Genomic DNA, 18,754 nt, shown 5'->3' on the forward strand with positions numbered 1-18,754 from the left:
ACCGGCACCATGCGCTTTACCAAACCGCGTTAGCTGCTGCGGCGGGTGGCGCGCCTGCGTCCGCGCCGCGGGGAAGCCTTTGCTTCTCGACGACGCTCCGCCTCCCGACGCTTCTCCTTCTCCCCAGATCCAGCGTCGCGCTGCGCGGCTGCTGCGTTTGTTGTGGCGTTGGCTGTGGCGTTGGACTTGCGCACGGCGCGACGGCGGCCCCTGCGGCCCGCCGCCGGCTTCGCCTTCGCTACCGGTTCATCCTTCTCGGCGTCCGGGGCAGTCTCGGCGGCGGTGTCCTGGTAGTCCTGGCGGCGTGGGCGGACGTCGGAGCGGGAATTGCCGCGGGTGCGGCGCTTGCGGCGCGGCGAGTTGTCGAACTCCTCCACCGCTTCCTCGAAGCTCTGCTGCGGGACGTCCTTGTCGCTTTCCGGGCGCTTGTCGCTTTCCGGGCGTTCTTCCTGCTTGCCCTGGGTGTCTGTCTGGGGCCCGCGGCCGCGGTTGCCCCCGCGGCGGCCCCGGCGGCGCGAGGAACGGCGGCGCCCCTCGGAAGCGTCGCTGTCGCTGCCGTCGCTGCCATCCCTGTCGTCGCCGTCGTTGCTGTCATCGCTGAAGATCGAGTTGAGCAAGTTGTCCATCTCGTCTTCGTTGAGCTGCTTGCGCTTGGAGCGGCGTGGCCGGCGCGCGGTCTCGGCGTCTGAGTCGGCGGACTTGTTCCGGCCGCGGGAGGAGCGGTGCTCGCCGTCACGCGAACGGCGCTTGGAGCGCTCGTCGCGGCCACGCTCGGAGTACGGGTCGTGCTCGACGGGGTCGTCGGTGACGATGATGCCGCGGCCGCCGCAGCACTCGCACTCGGTGGAAAACGTCTCCAGCAGGCCGTTGCCCAGGCGCTTGCGGGTCATCTGCACCAGGCCCAGGGAGGTGACCTCGGAGACCTGGTGGCGGGTGCGGTCGCGGCCGAGTGCCTCGTTGAGGCGGCGCAGCACGAGATCCTGGTTTTCGGGGAGGATCATGTCGATGAAGTCGATGATGATCATGCCGCCGATGTCGCGCAGGCGGACCTGGCGCACGATCTCCTCGGCGGCCTCCAGGTTGTTGGAGGTGACCGTCTCTTCCAGCGAGCCGCCGGAGCCGGTGAACTTGCCGGTGTTGACGTCGATGACGGTCATGGCCTCGGTGCGGTCGATGACCAGGGTGCCACCCGACGGCAGCCACACAGTGCGCGACAGCGCCTTTTGCAGCTGCTCGTCGATGCGGTGGACCTCGAAGGCGTCCTTGCCGTCGTGGCTGGAGCGGTCAAACTTCTCCAGGCGATCCAGAAGGTCCGGGGCGACGGACTGCACGTAGGCGTGGACGGTGTTCCACGGCTTGCGGCCGTCCACGATGAGCGAGGTGAAGTCCTCGTTGAACAGGTCGCGCACAACCTTGACCAGGATGTTCGGCTCCTCATACAAGGTCACCGGTTTCGCGCCCTTGGAGTTTTTCTCCTTTTCCGCCTGCTCCTGGATCGCGGTCCACTGGTTGTGCAGCCGGTTCACGTCGGCCGCGATGGCTTCTTCCGGCACGTTTTCGGCGGCGGTGCGGATGATCGCCCCGCCCTTGCCGGGCACGACGTGGTTCAGGATTTCCTTCAGGCGCTTGCGCTCCGGCGCCGGCAGCTTGCGGGAAATGCCCGCGCTGCGGCCGCCCGGCACATACACCAGGTAGCGTCCAGCCAGCGAGATCTGGGTGGTCAGGCGCGCACCCTTGTGGCCGACGGGGTCCTTAGTCACCTGCACCAGCACCTGGTCGCCGGATTTGAGGGCCTGCTCAATGCGGCGCGAGCGCCCGCCCAAACCGGCGGCCTTCCAGTCCACCTCGGAGGCGTAGAGCACGCCGTTGCGGCCCTGCCCGATGTCGATGAACGCGGCTTCCATGCTGGACAGCACGTTTTGCACGCGTCCCAGGTAGATGTTGCCGATCATGGAGGACTGGCTTTCGGCGGTGACAAAGTGCTCCACCAGCAGCCCGTCCTCGAGCACGCCGACCTGGGTGATCTTGCCGTGGCCGTCGCGGCGGTCGCGCTCGCGCACCACCATGTGGCGCTCGACGGACTCGCGGCGCGCCAAAAACTCGGCCTGGCTGACAATGCGGGAGCGTTTGCGATGCTCTTCGCGCTTTTCTGTGCGGCGGCGACGCTGCGCTTCCAAACGGGATGAGCCCTTGATCGCCTTCGGCTCTTCGATCACTTCGGGCTCTTGCTTATCCGCGTCCTCCGGCGAAACCTCATCGATAGGCTCGGGCTCCTTCTCCTCGCTCGGCGCCGCGGCGCGGGTGGCGCGGCGGCGCTTGCGCTCCGGGGCCTTGAAGACGGGGGCGCGGTTGGCGGTCTCCTCCGGCACGGGGGTGATCTCCGGCTCGACGTCGGTGAGCGGGCCCTCGCGCAGGTCCGCCTCGACCTTATCCTCGATTTGGTGGATCTCGTTTTCCACGTCCTTGCGCACGCGCTGGCGGATCTTCTCGTCCGCGGCGTCGTCTGCAGTCTCCTCGTCGTCGGTGGTGGCGGCGGTGTTCGCGAGTGCGTCGAGAAGCTGCTCGCTTTCAGCGCGCGTCAGCGTCGACTGCGCAACTTTGACCACGCCGAGCTCCGACAGCGCGACCACGAGCTCCTTCGACGGCACGCCCAGCGCTTTAGCCAGCGTGAACACGCGGGTTTTCTCCGCCAGCTGGGAACGGTCGAACGCGGCGTAAATATTCTCTTCGGATGCCTTGTGACCAGCCAATGTGCGTCACTCTCCAATTTTGCTCAGCCGCAACCCGCCGGGGTGGGCCGGGCGCTGGCAAAACGTTGCCGAAGCGGCCGCACGGCGAACCCCACGGTGCGGTACATGTGAAAGTTTCCTAGCGTCGCGTCGCGGCGCTTGCGCTTACCATTGTGGCACAGCGATCCCTGGGGTGCGGGGCAAGGATTACTTCTCGGCCAGTCGCAGAAGGTCGGCCACCGCCGCAACGGGGGCGTTCTCGTGGCATTCAGTCAGCGCCGTGCCGACCACGATCTGCAGCACTCGCGCGGAGTTGAAATCCACACCGGCGCGTTGCAAAAGCTCCGCGATGAGATCTTTGAGCTCGTCGGTGGATTGGCGGACGTAGTCGCCGACTTTGCCTGTTTCGCGCTGGGCCTCGATGAACGCGGCGACCACCGCACTCGCGCGCGTCGTCTGCCCGCACGCCACAACGTCCACGACCGACTCGGCCAACTGCACCGGGTCTGAAAGCTCGACCCCTGCGCCCTTCGCGCGCTCCATCGCTTCCAGGCGGACCTGCACCAGTTGCTCGAAGCAGGTGGCCACCAGCTTGTCGCGTGTGGAGTAGTAGTACCCGATGGATCCCACCGGCACCGATGCGGCCGCCGCGACCTGCCGGTGCGTCAGCCCCTTGAGCCCCTCCGCAAGCAACAGGTCAATCGCCGCATCCAGGATCGCAGAGCGCTTCTCCACCGCCCGTACCTGCTCGCTGCGAGATGCCACCACGGTTCACCTTTCTTACTATGCGGATCACATGCGACTCTATTTATACAACAATTAGCGCGTCGCGACTGAAATTCCCCCGCCCTAGACGTGAAAAACACCGCAGCCGTGGCGGCTGCGGTGTCTGACTACGTGCGCTTAGAGGTTCGGGAACCAGATGCCGATCTCACGCTCAGCGGACTCCGGCGAGTCGGAGCCGTGGACCACGTTTTCCGCCACGGACAGAGCGAAGTCGCCGCGGATGGTGCCCGGGGTGGCCTTGGCAACCGGGTCGGTGCCGCCGGCCAGCTGGCGCCACGCCTCGATGGCGCGCTCGCCCTCGACGATGCCGGCGACCAGCGGTGCGGAGGTGATGAAGTCCACCAGTTCACCGAAGAACGGCTTGTCCTTGTGCTCGGCGTAGTGCTTCTCAGCGGTTTCGCGGTCTGCGGTGCGCAGGTCCAGCTCCACAAGCTTCAGGCCCTTGCGCTCGATGCGGGAGATGATGTCGCCGACGTGGCCGTTTGCAACACCGTCGGGCTTGATCAAGATCAGAGTACGTTCAGTCATAGCCCAAAATCTTACCCCAAAGTCGTATTTATGCCTCCCGTACGATGCGCGCTGCGTCCTCTGCGGTGGTGCCCCGGAACCACAGCTGCACCTGCTGCACCGCAAGCTGGAAGTTGCCCTCGGCTTTCATGCGCTGGACGGTGGCGCGTTGTTCGTCGTCAAGCTCGGGCGCGACGTCTTCCCGAAGCTTGTACTGCTCGTAGAACCCGAGCACCAAAAACAGCCCGGCGGCGACGATCGCCGCGGTGCCCACCCACCCGGGCAGGGTTGTGTACACGGCCACCACAGCGACGATGGAAAACACGGCGGCTAGGGCGAAACTCACGATGCGCATGGGCCATACCGTAGCCTTGTTGCCCATGGTGCACAGCTCTCCCCTGCCGGATGCCGCGCTGCCGAACACTGCGCTCGACCGCCTGGTCCCGCGCGGGGAGCTGCCCGCCATCACGGAGTACGACACCGGCCGCACCGTCACCTACGACGAGCTGTGGGCGGTAGCGGACGCGGCCGCCACCCGCCTGCGAAACCGCGGCGTGGACCCGGGCAGCGTGGTTGAGCTGCGGCTGCCCAACTCCATCGACTTCGTGGCCGCACTACTCGCCGTCTCGCGCACGGGTGCGACGACGTGCCTGATCGGGCATTCGCTTATCGACGCCGAAGCGTCGCGTCTCTCCGCCCTCGCCGGCGTCACCCACCGAATCGAGCCAGGCGATCTCGCCCCCGGCCCCGCCGACGCTTTTGCTCCGGCGGACCCCGGCTCGGTGGCGGTCATCCCGTTTTCCTCCGGCACCACCGGGCTACCCAAGGGCGTGGAGTTGACCCACCGCTCGATTACCGCCAACGCGGTGCAGTTCAACGCGGCGCTAGCCGCCAGCGGCATCGGCGAGGGCACCCGCGTGGCCGCTCCCCTGCCGTTTTCCCACATCTACGGCTTGAACACGCTGCTGCTGTCGTCGCTTGCCGCGGGCCGGCACGTGTTCACCGCCGCGCGCTTCAACCTCGCCGAGTTCGCGCGCGCCCACCGCGCACACTCCATCGAGCTCAGCTTCATCGCCCCGCCGATCGCGCTGGCGCTGGCGAACTCCCCCGCCATCAACCCGGCCGATTTCGCCGCCTGCGCCCACATGGTCTGCGGCGCCGCCCCCTTAGACGAGGCACTGGCTCGGCGGGTCGAGGACCGCCTCGGCATTGTCATGCTGCAGGGCTACGGCACCACCGAGTCCTCGCCTGTGACTCACGTCGGCATCGCCGGCCGGTCAAATCCGGGCACCATCGGGTACGCCATCCCCAACACTGAATTCCGCGTGGTGGATTCAGATACCGGCGCGGAACTGCCCGACGGCGCCGACGGCGAGCTGCAAGTCCGCGGCCCCCAGATCATGCGCGGCTACCTGGGCACCCCAGAGGCCACCCGCAACACCATCGTGGACGGCTGGCTACGCACCGGCGACATCGCGCGGGTCAACCCGGACGAGACAGTCACGGTCGTCGACCGCGCCAAGGACGTGTTCAAGTACCACGGGTTCCAGATCGCCCCGGCCGAACTCGAGGCACTTTTGTTGACGCACCCGCAGATCAGTGACGTGGCTATTGCCGAGCGCGGCGGGGTGCCGAAGGCTTTCGTCGTCAAGCATGGGCCCCTGGATGACACGGAGCTGATGGACTGGGTGTCAGCGCGCGTGACCGCCTACAAAAAGGTGCGCGCCGTGGCGTTCGTGGACGCGATCCCCCGCAACGCCGCCGGCAAGATCCTGCGCAAGGATCTCTAAGTGCCCCTCTAAGTGCCCAAGTGCTGGGTGGTGAGGTAGCCGCCACGCATACGCTGGACGATCTCCGAGCGCATGCGGATGACGAAGTACCACACGATGCCGAAGATGATGCCCACTGCCGTGACCGACCAGTGGATGAAGAAGCCGAAGATCAGCGGGATCTGCAGCGCAATATCGATCCAGAGCGCGGCCGGCTTCTTCTGGAAAAACGCCATGACCACGTGCGCCAGGCCGATCACGGTGATGTAGACCCAGTTGAAGGTGGTCCAATGTTCGCCGCCGTCGACTTTGAGGATGACGGTGAGGATGAGCAGAACCGTGATGGCCTCCATGATCAGCGTGCCGGAGAGCACGCCGGTCAGACCCGACATCGGGTCTTTGACCGGCTGCTTGCCGGGGCCGAGCGGGCCCAACTGCTGGTCGCTGCGTGTCATTGCGGGTCCTTTCCAAACATCGCGCGGGCCTCGCCGGCGGTGACCACCGAGCCGGTGATGATCACGCCGGATCCGGACTGCACGCCCACCTCGGCGAGCGCCTCTTCGGCCAGTTCCACGGCGAGCTCGTAGGCGGAGGGCAAGTGCTCCTCGACGTGCACGCGCTCGTCGCCGAACACCTCGCGGGCGGTTTCCGCCAGCTCGTAGGTGTCCGTGGCGCGCGGGGAGGTGTTCTGCGTGATCACAACCTCGGTGAGCACCGGCTCGAGCGCCTCCATGATGCCCCGGGCGTCCTTGTCGCCCAAAATGCCGAGCACGCCGATCAGGCGCGTGAAATCGAAATCGCGCTCCAGCGCCGCCGCGAGCGCCTGCGCGCCGTGCGGGTTATGGGTGGCGTCGATGAACGTCGTCGGCGTGGCGCGGACGCGCTCCAACCGGCCCGGCGAGGTGGTGGCGGCGAACCCCTCGCGCACCGTGTTCGCGTCGAGCGTGCGCTCGGCGGATGCGCCGAGGAACGCCTCCACCGCCGCCAGCGCCACCGAGGCGTTGTGCGCCTGGTGCGGGCCGGACAGCGGGATAAACACGTCCGAGTACTCGCCCGACAGGCCTTTCAGTGTGAGCGTCTGCCCGCCCACGGCCACCTCGCTGGCTGCCACACCGAACTCCTGGGCGAAGCGTGCTACCGGCGCGCCGACCTCCACGGTGCGCTCCAAGATCACGCGCATTGCGTCCGGGTCCTGCTGGCCGATCACGGCCACGGCGTCCGCGCTGCGGATAATTCCGGCCTTTTCGCCTGCGATCTCGGCGATGGTGTCGCCCAGGTAGTCGGTGTGGTCCAGGCCGACAGGCATGATCACGTCCACGTCCGCGTCGACCACGTTGGTGGCGTCCCAGGTGCCGCCCATGCCGACTTCGACCACGGCGACGTCGACAGGCGCATCCGCAAAGGCCGCGAACGCGATGCCGACCATGACCTCGAAGTAGCTCATGGGTACACCGGTGCGCTCGTCCACCATCTGGATGTACGGCTCGATCTCGCGGTAGATGCGCACGAAGTCCGCCGGGTGGATCGGCTCGCCGTCGATGCCGATGCGCTCGGTGACGGACTGCAGGTGCGGGCTGGTCGTACGGCCCACACGGTTGCCAAACGAGCGCAGCAGCGACTCCACCATCCGCACGGTGGACGTCTTGCCGTTGGTGCCGGCGACGTGGATGACCTTGAAGGATTTCTGCGGCTCGCCGAGGAAATCCATGAGCAGCTCGATGCGCTCCAGCGACGGGTCGATGTCCGTCTCCGGCCAGCGGGCGGTGAGCTCGGCTTCCACCTGCGCGAGCGCGGCTAGATCTTCCTCGCTCACGCCGCGCGGGGCGAGCTGATCGGTCTCGTTGCTCTCCCCCGGCGCGCCGAGGTTAAGCGTCAGGCCGGCGTCGGTCTGCTGGATGTCGTACTGCTCCGGAAGTTCGGGCAGTTCAAACTCTTCGTTAGCCACTTAGGCCTCCGGCAGCTGGTCCAGGCGTGCGGTGACGCGCTCGAACTCTTCCTGCGCGACCTGCTGGCGGACCTTGATCTTTTCCACCACGGCCTCCGGCGCGTTGGCCAAAAACTGCTCATTGGCCAGCTTCGCGCCGGTGGTGTCCAGCTCCTTTTGCGCCGCGGCGAGCTCCTTTTCCAGGCGCTTGCGCTCGGCGGCGACGTCGACGGTGCCGGAGGTGTCCAGGGCGACGTCGAGGTTCGCCTTGCTCAGGCGCATCTCAATGCTTGCCGACGCGCTAAAGCCCTCCCCCGGCTTTTCCACCCTGGCAATCTGGCGGACCACGTCCTCCAGCTCCGCCAGGTCCGCGGACGCGAAGTCCACGCGGGCCGGCACCTTCTGTGAGGGCTTGACACCCTGGTCGGAGCGGAAGCGGCGCAGCTCGGTGATGAGTTTGATGGCGTCCTCGACGCGGGTGCGCGCCTGGGTGTCAGTCTCAGCGCCGCCGTTGGTGTCGTCCGCGGTCGGCCACGGCGCGGTGGTGACGGTGTCATTGCCGGTGAGCGCCTTCCACAGCACCTCGGTGACAAACGGCATGGTCGGGTGCAGCAGGCGCAGCATGACGTCGAGCACGCGGCCGAGGACTATCTTGGTGTTTTCGCCCTGCTCGGTCTCGCCCTCTTTGGGGATCTGTGTCTTGGCGATCTCCAGGTACCAGTCGCACAGCTCGTCCCACGCGAAGTGGTAGAGCGCCTCGTTGGCCTTGGCAAACTGGTAGTCGTCCAGGTAGGCGTCCACCTTGGCGCGCACTTCCTCGGCGCGGTCCAGGATCCAGCGGTCCGCGTCCGTGAGCGCCTCGCGGGCCGGCAGCTTATCCACGTGCGCGCCGTTCATCAGCGCGAACTTGGTGGCGTTGAACAGCTTGGTGGCGAAGTTGCGGGCGGCGGTTGCGTGGTCCTCGCCGATGGGCAGATCCACGCCCGGATTCGCGCCGCGGGCCAGGGCGAAGCGCAGCGCGTCCGCGCCGTATTGCTCCACCCAGTCCATCGGGTCGATGCCGTTGCCCAGGGACTTGGACATCTTGCGGCCCTTTTCGTCGCGCACCAGGCCGTGCAGGTAAAGGTGCTCGAACGGAATCTGCGGGCGGCCGTCGGCGCCCTTCCCAAGGACTTCAGGGGTTTCCTGGCCGGCGAAGGTGCCGAACATCATCATGCGCGCCACCCAGAAGAACAGGATGTCGTAGGCGGTGACCAGCACGGTGGTGGGGAAGAACTTCTCCAGCTCCGGGGTCTTCTCCGGCCAGCCCATCGTGGAAAACGGCCACAGGGCGGAGGAGAACCATGTGTCCAGCACGTCCGGGTCCTGCTCGTAGCCTGCCGGCGGCTGCTCGTCGGGGCCGACGCAGACCACGTCGCGCTCGCCGTTTTCGTCCTCCGGGCCGTACCAGATCGGGATGCGGTGGCCCCACCACAGCTGGCGCGAGATAGTCCAGTCGTGCATGTTGTCCACCCAGTCGAAGTAGCGTTTCTCCATGGACTCCGGGTGGATGACGGTGTCGCCGGAGCGCACGGCGTCGCCGGACATCTTCGCCAGCTCGTCGACCTTGACAAACCACTGCAGCGAAAGCCGCGGCTCGATCGGCTCGCCGGAGCGCTCCGAGTGGCCCACGGAGTGCACGTACGGGCGCACTTCCTTGACAATGCGGCCCTGCTCCGCCAACGCCTCGCGCACGGCTACGCGGGCCTCTTCGCGGGTCATGCCGTCGAAGCAGGTGCCGGTATCGGCGATGCGGCCCTTCTCGTCCATCACGATCGGCATGTCCAGGTTGTGGCGCAGGCCCATCTCGTAGTCGTTCGGGTCGTGCGCCGGGGTGATCTTCACCGCACCGGTGCCCAGCTCCATGTCCACGTAATCGTCCGCGATGACCTCAAGCTTCAAATCCTCGCGCAGCGGGTGCTCGAAGACCTGGCCGATGAGGTGCGCGTAGCGCTCGTCTTCCGGGTGCACGGCGATAGCGACGTCGCCAAGCATTGTCTCCACACGGGTGGTGGCAACGATCAGGTGCGGCTCGTCGTCGTTGAGCGAGCCGTAGCGGATGGAGACGAACTCGCCCTCGACGTCCTTGTACACCACCTCGATGTCGGAGACAGCAGTCTCCAGCACCGGCGACCAGTTGACCAGGCGGTAGTCGCGGTAGACCAGCCCGCGGTCGTAGAGCTGCTTGAAGATGGTCTGCACGGCGCGCGAGAGGCCGTCGTCAAGCGTGAAGCGCTCGCGCGACCAGTCCACCGAGTCGCCGATGGCGCGCATCTGCGTGGTGATAGTGCCGCCGTACTGCTGTTGCCACTCCCAGACGCGCTCGATGAACTCCTCGCGCCCGTAGTCGTAGCGGTCCTTGCCCTCTTCCGCCTTAAGCTTGGCCTCCACCTTGGTCTGGGTGGCAATGCCGGCGTGGTCCATGCCCGGCAGCCAAAGCACCTCGAAGCCCTGCATGCGCTTGCGGCGCACCAAAGAATCCATCAGCGTGTGGTCGAGCGCGTGGCCCATGTGCAGCTGGCCGGTCACGTTCGGCGGCGGCAGCACGATCGAGTACGCGGGCTTGTCCGACTGCGGATCCGCCGTGAAATACCCGGCGTCGACCCAGCCTTCGTACAGGTCGCGTTCGTGGGCGCTGGGCTCCCACGACTTGGGCAGTTGGTTCGCGCGGTTCAGATCGTTCGTCTCAGTCACGCGCCCTATCTTAACCAGCGCCCTAGAACAGCTTGTCGGCGATGGCAGCTTCTGCGCGCAGGGCGGCGATGTTGCTGTCGAGGCGTGCCCTTTGGTCGTCGTTAAGCGAAAGCCCCTCGACCACATGCCAGGCGCCGTCGCTGGTGGCCGGGAAGCCGAACATGAGGCCCTCGTCCACGCCGTACTCGCCTGTCGACGGCAACGCCGCCGTCGCCCAACGCCCCTCGGTTCCCTGCACCCAGTCGCGCATGTGGTCCACCGACGCCGAGGCCGCGGAAGCAGCGGAGGACTTGCCGCGCACCTCGATGATCTCCGCGCCGCGCCCCGCCACGCGCGGGATGAACTCCTCGGTGTACCAGTCGCGCTCCACCTCCACCGGCGCGCCGTCGGCGGTGGCGTAGGTGACGTCCGGGAACTGCGTGTCCGAATGGTTGCCCCACACCGCGAGGCGCTCAATGCTTCTCGACGGCACGGACAGCCGGTCCGCCAACATCGACTGCGCCCGGTTGTGGTCCAGGCGCATCAACGCGTTGAAGCGGTCTTTCGGCACATCCGGTGCCGCCTTCGAGGCGATATAGGCGTTGGTGTTGGCCGGGTTGCCCACCACCAGGACGCGAATGCCGTCGGCGGCGCCGTTGTTGATGGCCTCGCCCTGGCGTTTGAAGATCTGGCCGTTGGCAACGAGCATGTCCGAGCGAGACTCGCCCTTACCGCGCGGCTTCGCGCCGACTAAGAAGGCCGCCTCTGCGCCGTCGAATGCCTTTAGGGCATCGTCGGTGACCTCGATGTTGCCCACCAGCGGCAGCGCGGAATCCGCAAGCTCCATCGCCGTGCCCTCCGCGGCGCGCACCGCGTCCGGGATCTCCAGCAGGGTCAGATCCACCGGCTCGTCGCCGAAGACGTCGCCAGCGGCGATGCGCCACAGCAGGGAGTAGGCGATGTTGCCGGCAGCGCCAGTGACCACGATCTTTGCCATATGTCTTTCTCCTCTTCTCGTACATCGTGTGCGTTGACTCACAGATAACCTACCCCCGGCCGGGGCGGAATTTCACGGCTATACGCCCGAGAGTGGGCATCTGGTGCACGATTGAGGGGTATTTCAAACGAAAGGGGACGGACGTGACCGACGGTGCCGACGCGACCTCCCCTGACTCCGTGGTCCACGCCGCCCTGGCCGCGTTCGCCCGCAAAGGCTACACCGGCGCGAAAGTGGAAGCGCTGGCCAAGAAAACCGGCATGACCAAGCGGATGATCCACTACCACTTCGGCGACAAGCACGGCCTCTACGCCGCGGCGCTGCGCCTCGCACTGGACCAGCTCGCGCCGCCGGAAAACATCCTCAACCGCTCGCACGCCGTGCCGGTAGAAGGGATGCGCCGCTTCGTCGACGCGCTCTACCACGCCTTTTTGCACAACCCCGACGCCGTGCGCCTGATCCTGCGGGAAAACCTGGACCCGGCTGTAGCGGCCGAAGACGCCTCGGCACTCGCCGGCTTACGCGACGTCACCCTCCACGCCGAGCGGCTCCTGCTCGCCGGCCAGGACGCCGGCGCGTTCCGCCCCGGCATCACCGCGGTAGACCTGCTCACCCTGATCTCGTCGCTGTGCCTCTACCGCGTCGGCAACGCCGCCACCGCCAAACACGTCTTCGGCGTCGACGTCGAAAGCCGCCGCAACGTCGACGGCATGCGCCGCATGGTCATCGACACCGTACTGGCGTTTCTGACCTCAAACATCTCGTACTCCGGCTACGAGTCCTACCTCGAAGCCACCCCGGCACCTACCGAGGATGCGGACCCGGACGAACTGTTCGACATCTACGGCGACGAAGGCCGGATCGTCTAGCGAGCCGAAGGTGCGCTCCTAAGCAGACTGCTGCTCTTCGGCCTCGATGTACTTCGGGTCCCCCTCGCCGAGAGCCACAGCCTCATCGACGACAACCTCCGCGACATTCTCGCGATCCGGCAACTCGTACATGATGGGGACGAGCAGCTCCTCCATAATCGCGCGCAGACCGCGCGCGCCCGTCTTGCGCTCCGCCGCCTTATCAGCGATCACACCGAGCGCCCCGTCAGTGACGGTCAGCTCGGCGCCGTCCATGGCGAACAGGCGCTTGTACTGCTTTACCAGCGAGTTCTTCGGCTCCGTGAGCACGCGCTTCATCGAATCGCGATCCAAGTCGTTCACGTGCGCGAGGATCGGCAGACGGCCGATGAACTCCGGGATGAGACCGAACTTCACCAGATCGCCCGGCTGCACCTGGGCGAGGAGGTCCGCCTCGTCGCGCTGCTCCTTCGAGTCGATCTCCGCGCCGAAGCCGATGCCCTTCTTGCCCACACGCTCCGCGACCACCTTGTCCAGCCCCGCAAAGGCGCCCGCGACGATGAACAGGATGTTCGTGGTGTCCACCTGGATGAACTCCTGGTTCGGGTGCTTGCGCCCGCCCTGCGGCGGCACCGACGCGGTGGTGCCCTCCAGGATCTTCAGCAACGCCTGCTGCACACCCTCGCCGGAGACGTCGCGGGTAATGGACGGGTTCTCGGACTTGCGCGAGATCTTGTCCACCTCGTCGACATAGATGATGCCCTGCTGCGCGCGGTTGACGTCGAAATCCGCCGCCTGCAAAAGCTTCAGCAGGATGTTCTCCACGTCCTCGCCCACGTAGCCCGCCTCGGTGAGGCTGGTGGCGTCCGCGATGGCGAACGGCACATTCAGCATCCGCGCAAGCGTCTGCGCCAGGTACGTCTTGCCCGAGCCAGTGGGGCCGAGCAGGAGGATGTTCGACTTGGCGATCTCCACGTCCTCGTCCCGCTTGCGGCTGGACACATTGGAACCTTCCGCCTTGATCCGCTTGTAGTGGTTGTACACCGCCACCGCAAGGGTCCGCTTCGCGGTGTCTTGGCCAATGACGTACTCGTCCAGAAACGCCGTGATCCCGCTCGGGCGCGGCAAGCGGTCCGGGTCGTCCGCGCCCTTATTGTTCTGCGCGCCGGCGAGCTCCTCCTCGATGATCTCGTTGCACAGCTCGATGCACTCGTCGCAGATGTAGACGCCGCCGCCGGCGATGAGCTTGCGCACCTGTTGCTGGCTCTTCCCGCAAAAAGAGCACTTGAGCAGGTTCGCGCTGTCGTGCGTAGTTGCCATATGCGCCTATCTACTCCCGTCTTCGGTCAATCCCAACCGAGTGTAGTCGTTGCGTCAAACCATAGCTTTCACGCCACAAAGGGGCCATGACGCGGTTTCCCGTAATCGCATCCGCTAGCCTGTACACGTTAAACAATCGTGCCCACCGGTGCGCCACTAAAACGCGCACCCCGAAAGGAACCGATCCGTGAATCGCAGCCGCACTTTCTCTGCCTTCGCCGCAGCCGCCCTCGCCGCGTCGCTGCTGGCCGGTTGCTCGGACTCAAACGCGGACGTAGAACCCCTGGCGGAACCCGTGCTGGACTTCCCACAGACCAGCACCACCCCCACCCCGACGCCGACGACCACCAAGTCCGACGACGATGAGGACGATAAGGAAACGACCACCTCGTCCTCCACCACGACCAAGAAGTCCTCGACAAGCTCGTCCACTAAGTCGTCCACGCGCACGTCCACAAAATCCAGCTCGAAGCGCTCCGAGTCCCGCAGCTCGAACAACTCCAATAAGGAGGCGCGCGAGCCAGCACCGGTGCGCGAAACCATCATCGACGACCGCCCGGGCGCCACCTGCGCCTGGCCAACCCAGGGTGAGGCCAGCGGAAGCCAGGAATACAGCACGTTCTGCGACCGCGAATGGGCCCGCACCGTCACCTCCGATGGACAGGACTACTATTGGGCAGCCAAGGGCCAAGGGTGGGTCTCCGTCGACCCGACCACCACCGACGACGGCGATATCTGCTGGGCACGCGAGGACTTCGAAGCCGCGCCTGAGGCCATCCGCAACGCCGTGGCATTCTGCGACCCGGCATCCGGGGATAAGGCGGAGTAGCCGAAGGTTTCGTCGCAAAGCAAAACGCGCCCGGTACGAACCGGGCGCGTTTTTCATGTGCTTTTAGCCGTTGAGCTTGCGGTAATCAAAGACCTGGTCGATGATGCCGTAGTCCACAGCCTCAGAAGCGGTCAGGATCTTATCGCGGTCGGTATCAATGCGGACCTGCTCGGAGGTGCGGCCGGTGTGGTGCGCGAGCGTGTCCTCCATGAGGCGACGCATGCGCTCAATCTCCGCGGCCTGAATCTCCAGGTCAGACACCTGGCCCTGGGTGCCCTGGGTAGCCGGCTGGTGGATCAGCACACGCGAGTTCGGCAGCGCAGCGCGCTTACCCGGCGCACCGGCGGCGAGGATCACCGCGGCAGCCGACGCGGCCTGGCCGAGGCAGACAGTCTGCACGTCCGGGCGGACGTACTGCATCGTGTCGTAGATAGCCATCAGCGCGGTGAACGAACCGCCCGGGGAGTTGATGTACATCGTGATGTCGCGGTCCGGGTCCTGGGACTCCAGCACCAGAAGCTGCGCCATAATGTCGTTCGCCGACGTGTCGTCCACCTGGGTACCCAGGAAGACGATGCGCTCCTCGAACAACTTGCCGTACGGGTCGATCTGCTTCGTGCCAAAGCTCGTTTCCTCCAGGAACTGCGGCAGCACGTAGCGGGAGTTGGGCATCTGGAAAGTCATAGTCGGTGTCTCCTTAATTCCTCGTGTGCCTTAGTTGTTCCCGATGGCGTGCTCGCCAGCCTGGGCGGCGCTATCGATGACATGGTCCACGATGCCGTACTCCTTCGCCTGCACGGCGTTGAACCAGCGGTCGCGGTCCGAATCCTTCGTAATCTGCTCGAACGTCTGGCCCGTGTGCTCCGCAATGAGCTCGGCCATCTCGCGCTTCGTCTGCGCGAACTGCTCAGCCTGGATAGCGATGTCGGCCGCGGTGCCGCCGACGCCTGCGGACGGCTGGTGCATCATAATGCGCGCGTGCGGCAGGGCGTAACGCTTGCCCTTCGTGCCGCCCGAGAGCAGGAACTGACCCATCGACGCCGCCAGGCCCATGCCGTAGGTGGCGATGTCGCACGGGGAGTACTTCATCGTGTCGTAAATCGCCATACCGGCGGTGACAGAGCCGCCCGGCGAGTTGATGTACAGGTTGATATCGCGCGTCGGATCCTCCGCCGACAGCAGCAGAATCTGGGCGCACAGCTTATTGGCGATCTCATCGTCCACCTGCTGGCCCAGGAAAATAATGCGCTCCCGGAGGAGACGCTCATAAACGGAGTCTCCCAGGTTCATGCCTTGGGTCGGGGAAGTCATGTAAGACGCTCCTTTGCTAGTTCATCCGGTAACGCCACTACCCTACTCGGGTGATTCTGTAACTCCGAGCCTGTTCGCTACCGGCGTACGGGCCGGGTTTTGGGGTGGGGGTTGGGGCCGGGTTGACGATTCCTGACAGATTCCGCCGCGAAGTGTCGGGGTGGGCGCCCCGGTTTGGGGTGGGGCTGCAAGATAGTTCACTAGACGATGAACGATCCTGCATCGGGGTTTCCGGCGGCCTGGGGAAAGTGAACTATCCATCCGTCCAAGTGGGAACTAATTCATCGCGTGCTTTCGAGGGAGTGAGCGATCCTGCAGCGGGCACGCAAAAGCGGCCGGGGCAGACACGCCCCGGCCGCTCGCTAGCGCGAGAAGTTTCTACTTCTCCTCAGCCTCGGTGGTCTCGGCCTCGTCCTCTTCGACCTCGCCGAAGTACTCGTTCGGGTCGACCTTGTTGCCGGCCTCGTCCTCGACCTGGGTGCGGGAGATGGCAATGGCCAGGGCCTTGCCGCGGCGCACGTCGGAGAACAGGTTGGCAATCTGGCCGGACTGCTGCAGCTGGGCCACGAACTGGTTCGGGTCCATGCCGTAGGACTGCGCAGTGAACAGGATGTGGTCGGTCAGCTCCTGCTGGGAGACCTCCGGCTGCTCCTGCTCGGCCACGGCGTCGAGGAACAGCTGGGTGCGCACGGACTCTTCGGCCTGCTCGCGGGACTGCTTGTCAAACTCCTCGCGGGTCGTACCCTGAGCCTCGAGCAGCTGCGCCAGCGCGTTCTCGTCGTGTGCCACCTGGCCCAGCAGCTGGTGCAGCTGGTTGTGCACCTGCTCGTCCACCACGGACTCCGGCAGGGCAAACTTGGACTCGGCCAGGGCAGCCTTGAGCACCTCGTCGCGGATGTCCGCGGCCTGCTTCGCCTTGGCGTTCTCCTCGACCTGCTCGCGGGTGGAGTTGCGCAGCTCCTCGACGGTGTCGAACTCGGACGCCATCTGCGCGAAGTCGTCGTCAAGCTCCGGCAGCTTACGCTCCTTGGTCTGCTGGACGTGGACCTTCACGGTCGCCTTCTCGCCCTTGTGCTCGCCGTACTTGATCTCGGACTCGAACTCGTTGTCCTCGTCGGTCTTCATGCCGCGCAGCGCGGTGTCCAGGCCCTTCATCAGGTCGTCGGCGCCGACGCGGTAGGTCAGGCCCTCGGCGGAAGCATCGTCGAGCTTCTCGCCGTCGACGGTCGCTTCGAGGTCAATGATCGCGTAGTCGTCAGTCTTCAGCTTGCGCTTGGTGTCCTTGAGCTCGCCAAAGCGCTCACGGAGGGTGTCCAGCTCGGCGTCGACTGCTTCGTCGTCAAGCTTAAGCTCCGGGACCTTCACGGAAATCTTGGAGAAGTCCGGCACCTCGATCTCGGGGCGGATGTCGACCTCTGCGGTGAACTCGACAACGTCGTTGTCCTCAATCTTGGTGACCTCGATCTCCGGCTGGCCCAACGGGTTAATCTCGTTTTCCGCCAGGGCCTGCTCGTAGCGAGTCGGCAGCATGTCGTTGACAACCTGCTCCAGGATCGGGCCGCGGCCGAAGCGAGCATCGATGAGCTGGCGCGGAGCCTTGCCACGACGGAAGCCCGGGATATTGACCTGCTGGGCGATGGCCTTGTAAGCCTGGTCAATTTCCTTGCCCAGCTCGTCGAACGGCACGCTGACGTTGAGCTTCACGCGGGTGTCGCTGAGCTTGTCGACGGAAGTCTTCACGGATTTCTCCTGTACTAGATCGAAACAACGATTGTCAGATGTCTATATGTGGCGGGCCCGTGAATCCACGGGCCCGCCTTGGTCGGGGCGACAGGATTTGAACCTGCGACCCCCTGCTCCCAAAGCAGGTGCGCTACCAAGCTGCGCCACGCCCCGTTGCGGTAAAACCGCACGGTATGAACCACATTCGTAGAACGTGTGCGGTTCAGGACAGTCATTGTAGCGGTGCTTGAATCACTGTCCGCATTGAGGGCACAAAAACACCGGCCCCGCAACCGGAACCGGTGTTTTTGTGTGGAGGGAATGACGGGAATCGAACCCGCGTCTTCAGCTTGGAAGGCTGAGGTATTAGCCACTATACGACATTCCCATACGCCAAAAGCGCTGTTGGGAATGTTAGCGCAGCCGGTACGGTTGAACCAAACACGTGACCAGACGCGCAAAGGAGCCACTGTGTTCGGACTACTTTTTCTGCTGTTCATCCTTGCCCCCATCCTGTTTTTGCCGATGATGGGCGGGCAACGCCAGGTGCAGCCGTCGCGCCGCCAGGTGGCGCAGCAACAGCAGCTGTCATTCGACGACGCATACGCCGACGCCAAACGGTGGACCGACCGCCTCGGCTCGCAGGTGCTGAACCTCTCCGGCAACGACACCGCATCGCAGCAGGCGATGGCTGACGCCTCGGAACGCTTCAACGCGGCATCCGCCGGGCTGAGCGACGCACGTTCCGTGAAACAGGCGATGCTGGCCCACGAATCCGCGCTGGAGGGCCTGCACTACGTCAACGCGGCCCGCGAGATTATGGGCCTGCCCGCCGGCCCGCAGCTGCCGGAGCTGGAGGGCCAGCGGCAGGCGGGGCGCGTGACCGAGCAGCGCACCGTGACCCAACAGGACGGCACGCAGGTCACGGCGTCGCCGCACGCCACTGCGCAGACGCCTCACTACTACCCCGGCGGCGCCGTTGCGGGCCGCCCGGTGCCTGCCGGCTGGTACTCCACCGCGTGGTGGGGCCCGGCGATGATGACCGGCGTGTGGGCCGCCAGCTCCATGATGTTCTACTCCACCATGTTCGCCGGCATGTCCGGCGCGGCGTCCGCGGAGGCGTTTGAGGCCGGCGGGCTCGGCGAGGGAATGGACGGCACCGGCGACATGAGCGAAATGGGCGACATGGGCGACGCTGGCGGCGGAGACTTCGGCGGCTTCGGCGACGGCGGCGGCTTTGACTTCGGGGGATTCGACTTTTAGCCGTGCGTTACACTGCACAGCGATCGCGAACCCCAGA

General features: G+C 65.6%; 16 protein-coding genes and 2 tRNA genes. 4 read left to right on the forward strand and 14 right to left on the reverse strand.

The window, feature by feature from the left end:
• Window positions 1–29: 29 nt before the first annotated feature.
• The 4 genes from CIHUM_RS08550 to CIHUM_RS08565 form a co-directional block, all read right to left on the reverse strand.
• Window positions 30–2,750: a translation initiation factor IF-2 N-terminal domain-containing protein gene (locus tag CIHUM_RS08550; protein WP_273680203.1), complete on the reverse strand. Its 2,721-nt coding sequence runs from the start codon at window positions 2,748–2,750 to the stop codon at window positions 30–32.
• Window positions 2,751–2,936: 186 nt separating this feature from the next.
• Window positions 2,937–3,494: a TetR/AcrR family transcriptional regulator gene (locus tag CIHUM_RS08555; protein ID WP_158293364.1), complete on the reverse strand. Its 558-nt coding sequence runs from the start codon at window positions 3,492–3,494 to the stop codon at window positions 2,937–2,939.
• 138 nt (window positions 3,495–3,632) lie between these two features.
• Window positions 3,633–4,043: a nucleoside-diphosphate kinase gene (ndk, locus tag CIHUM_RS08560; protein WP_034998207.1), complete on the reverse strand. Its 411-nt coding sequence runs from the start codon at window positions 4,041–4,043 to the stop codon at window positions 3,633–3,635.
• A 28-nt stretch (window positions 4,044–4,071) separates the two neighbouring features.
• Entirely contained in the window at window positions 4,072–4,377 is a 306-nt protein-coding gene (locus CIHUM_RS08565) for a hypothetical protein (protein ID WP_034998206.1), read from the reverse strand.
• A gap of 25 nt (window positions 4,378–4,402) precedes the next feature.
• On the opposite strand from CIHUM_RS08565, the gene CIHUM_RS08570 reads away from it, so the two are divergent.
• Window positions 4,403–5,812: an AMP-binding protein gene (locus CIHUM_RS08570; protein ID WP_034999123.1), complete on the forward strand. Its 1,410-nt coding sequence runs from the start codon at window positions 4,403–4,405 to the stop codon at window positions 5,810–5,812.
• A gap of 8 nt (window positions 5,813–5,820) precedes the next feature.
• Here the strand turns inward: CIHUM_RS08570 and CIHUM_RS08575 are convergent, their stop codons facing one another.
• The 4 genes from CIHUM_RS08575 to CIHUM_RS08590 are packed head-to-tail and all read right to left on the reverse strand — an operon-like array spanning window position 5,821 to window position 11,424.
• Entirely contained in the window at window positions 5,821–6,246 is a 426-nt protein-coding gene (locus CIHUM_RS08575; protein ID WP_034998204.1) for a DUF4233 domain-containing protein, read from the reverse strand.
• Entirely contained in the window at window positions 6,243–7,736 is a 1,494-nt protein-coding gene (gene folC, locus CIHUM_RS08580) for a bifunctional tetrahydrofolate synthase/dihydrofolate synthase (protein ID WP_034998202.1), read from the reverse strand. The genes CIHUM_RS08575 and folC overlap by 4 nt, the downstream gene beginning before the upstream one ends.
• Window positions 7,737–10,448 carry a valine--tRNA ligase gene (locus CIHUM_RS08585; protein ID WP_034998201.1) on the reverse strand — a complete coding sequence of 904 codons (2,712 nt, stop codon included), beginning with the start codon at window positions 10,446–10,448 and terminating at the stop codon, window positions 7,737–7,739.
• Between the two features lie 22 nt (window positions 10,449–10,470).
• The gene (locus CIHUM_RS08590) at window positions 10,471–11,424 is read right to left on the reverse strand and encodes a malate dehydrogenase (RefSeq protein ID WP_034998199.1); all 954 of its coding nucleotides are present in this window, start codon (window positions 11,422–11,424) and stop codon (window positions 10,471–10,473) included.
• A gap of 143 nt (window positions 11,425–11,567) precedes the next feature.
• Between CIHUM_RS08590 and CIHUM_RS08595 the strand changes: the two genes are divergently transcribed.
• A complete protein-coding gene (locus CIHUM_RS08595; RefSeq protein WP_051106320.1) occupies window positions 11,568–12,293 on the forward strand; it encodes a TetR/AcrR family transcriptional regulator in 726 nt (241 codons plus the stop codon).
• Window positions 12,294–12,311: 18 nt separating this feature from the next.
• Here the strand turns inward: CIHUM_RS08595 and clpX are convergent, their stop codons facing one another.
• Window positions 12,312–13,592, reverse strand: coding sequence for an ATP-dependent Clp protease ATP-binding subunit ClpX (gene clpX / locus CIHUM_RS08600; RefSeq protein WP_034998198.1), 1,281 nt, complete (start codon window positions 13,590–13,592; stop codon window positions 12,312–12,314).
• Window positions 13,593–13,779: 187 nt separating this feature from the next.
• Here clpX and CIHUM_RS08605 point away from each other — a divergent pair, with 187 nt between their 5' ends.
• Window positions 13,780–14,421 carry a hypothetical protein gene (locus CIHUM_RS08605; RefSeq protein WP_034998196.1) on the forward strand — a complete coding sequence of 214 codons (642 nt, stop codon included), beginning with the start codon at window positions 13,780–13,782 and terminating at the stop codon, window positions 14,419–14,421.
• Between the two features lie 63 nt (window positions 14,422–14,484).
• On the opposite strand, the gene CIHUM_RS08610 is transcribed toward CIHUM_RS08605, so the two are convergent.
• From CIHUM_RS08610 to CIHUM_RS08630, 5 genes are all read right to left on the reverse strand, one after another.
• Window positions 14,485–15,105 (reverse strand): ATP-dependent Clp protease proteolytic subunit, encoded by a 621-nt coding sequence (locus CIHUM_RS08610; RefSeq protein ID WP_034998194.1) that lies wholly within the window; start codon window positions 15,103–15,105, stop codon window positions 14,485–14,487.
• Between the two features lie 30 nt (window positions 15,106–15,135).
• On the reverse strand, window positions 15,136–15,732 hold the full coding sequence (locus CIHUM_RS08615; protein WP_034998191.1) for an ATP-dependent Clp protease proteolytic subunit: 597 nt from the start codon (window positions 15,730–15,732) through the stop codon (window positions 15,136–15,138).
• Window positions 15,733–16,110: 378 nt separating this feature from the next.
• A complete protein-coding gene (gene tig, locus CIHUM_RS08620) occupies window positions 16,111–17,472 on the reverse strand; it encodes a trigger factor (RefSeq protein WP_034998177.1) in 1,362 nt (453 codons plus the stop codon).
• 79 nt (window positions 17,473–17,551) lie between these two features.
• Window positions 17,552–17,628, reverse strand: a tRNA-Pro gene (locus tag CIHUM_RS08625).
• Between the two features lie 139 nt (window positions 17,629–17,767).
• Window positions 17,768–17,842: transfer RNA gene (locus CIHUM_RS08630), tRNA-Gly, on the reverse strand.
• 140 nt (window positions 17,843–17,982) lie between these two features.
• Here CIHUM_RS08630 and CIHUM_RS08635 point away from each other — a divergent pair.
• Window positions 17,983–18,717, forward strand: a complete 735-nt coding sequence (locus CIHUM_RS08635) for a DUF1542 domain-containing protein (RefSeq protein ID WP_243427153.1) — start codon at window positions 17,983–17,985, stop codon at window positions 18,715–18,717.
• Window positions 18,718–18,754 lie beyond the last annotated feature (37 nt).

Origin of the sequence: Corynebacterium ihumii (assembly GCF_028609825.1) — a bacterium.
GTDB classification, from domain to species: domain Bacteria; phylum Actinomycetota; class Actinomycetes; order Mycobacteriales; family Mycobacteriaceae; genus Corynebacterium; species Corynebacterium afermentans.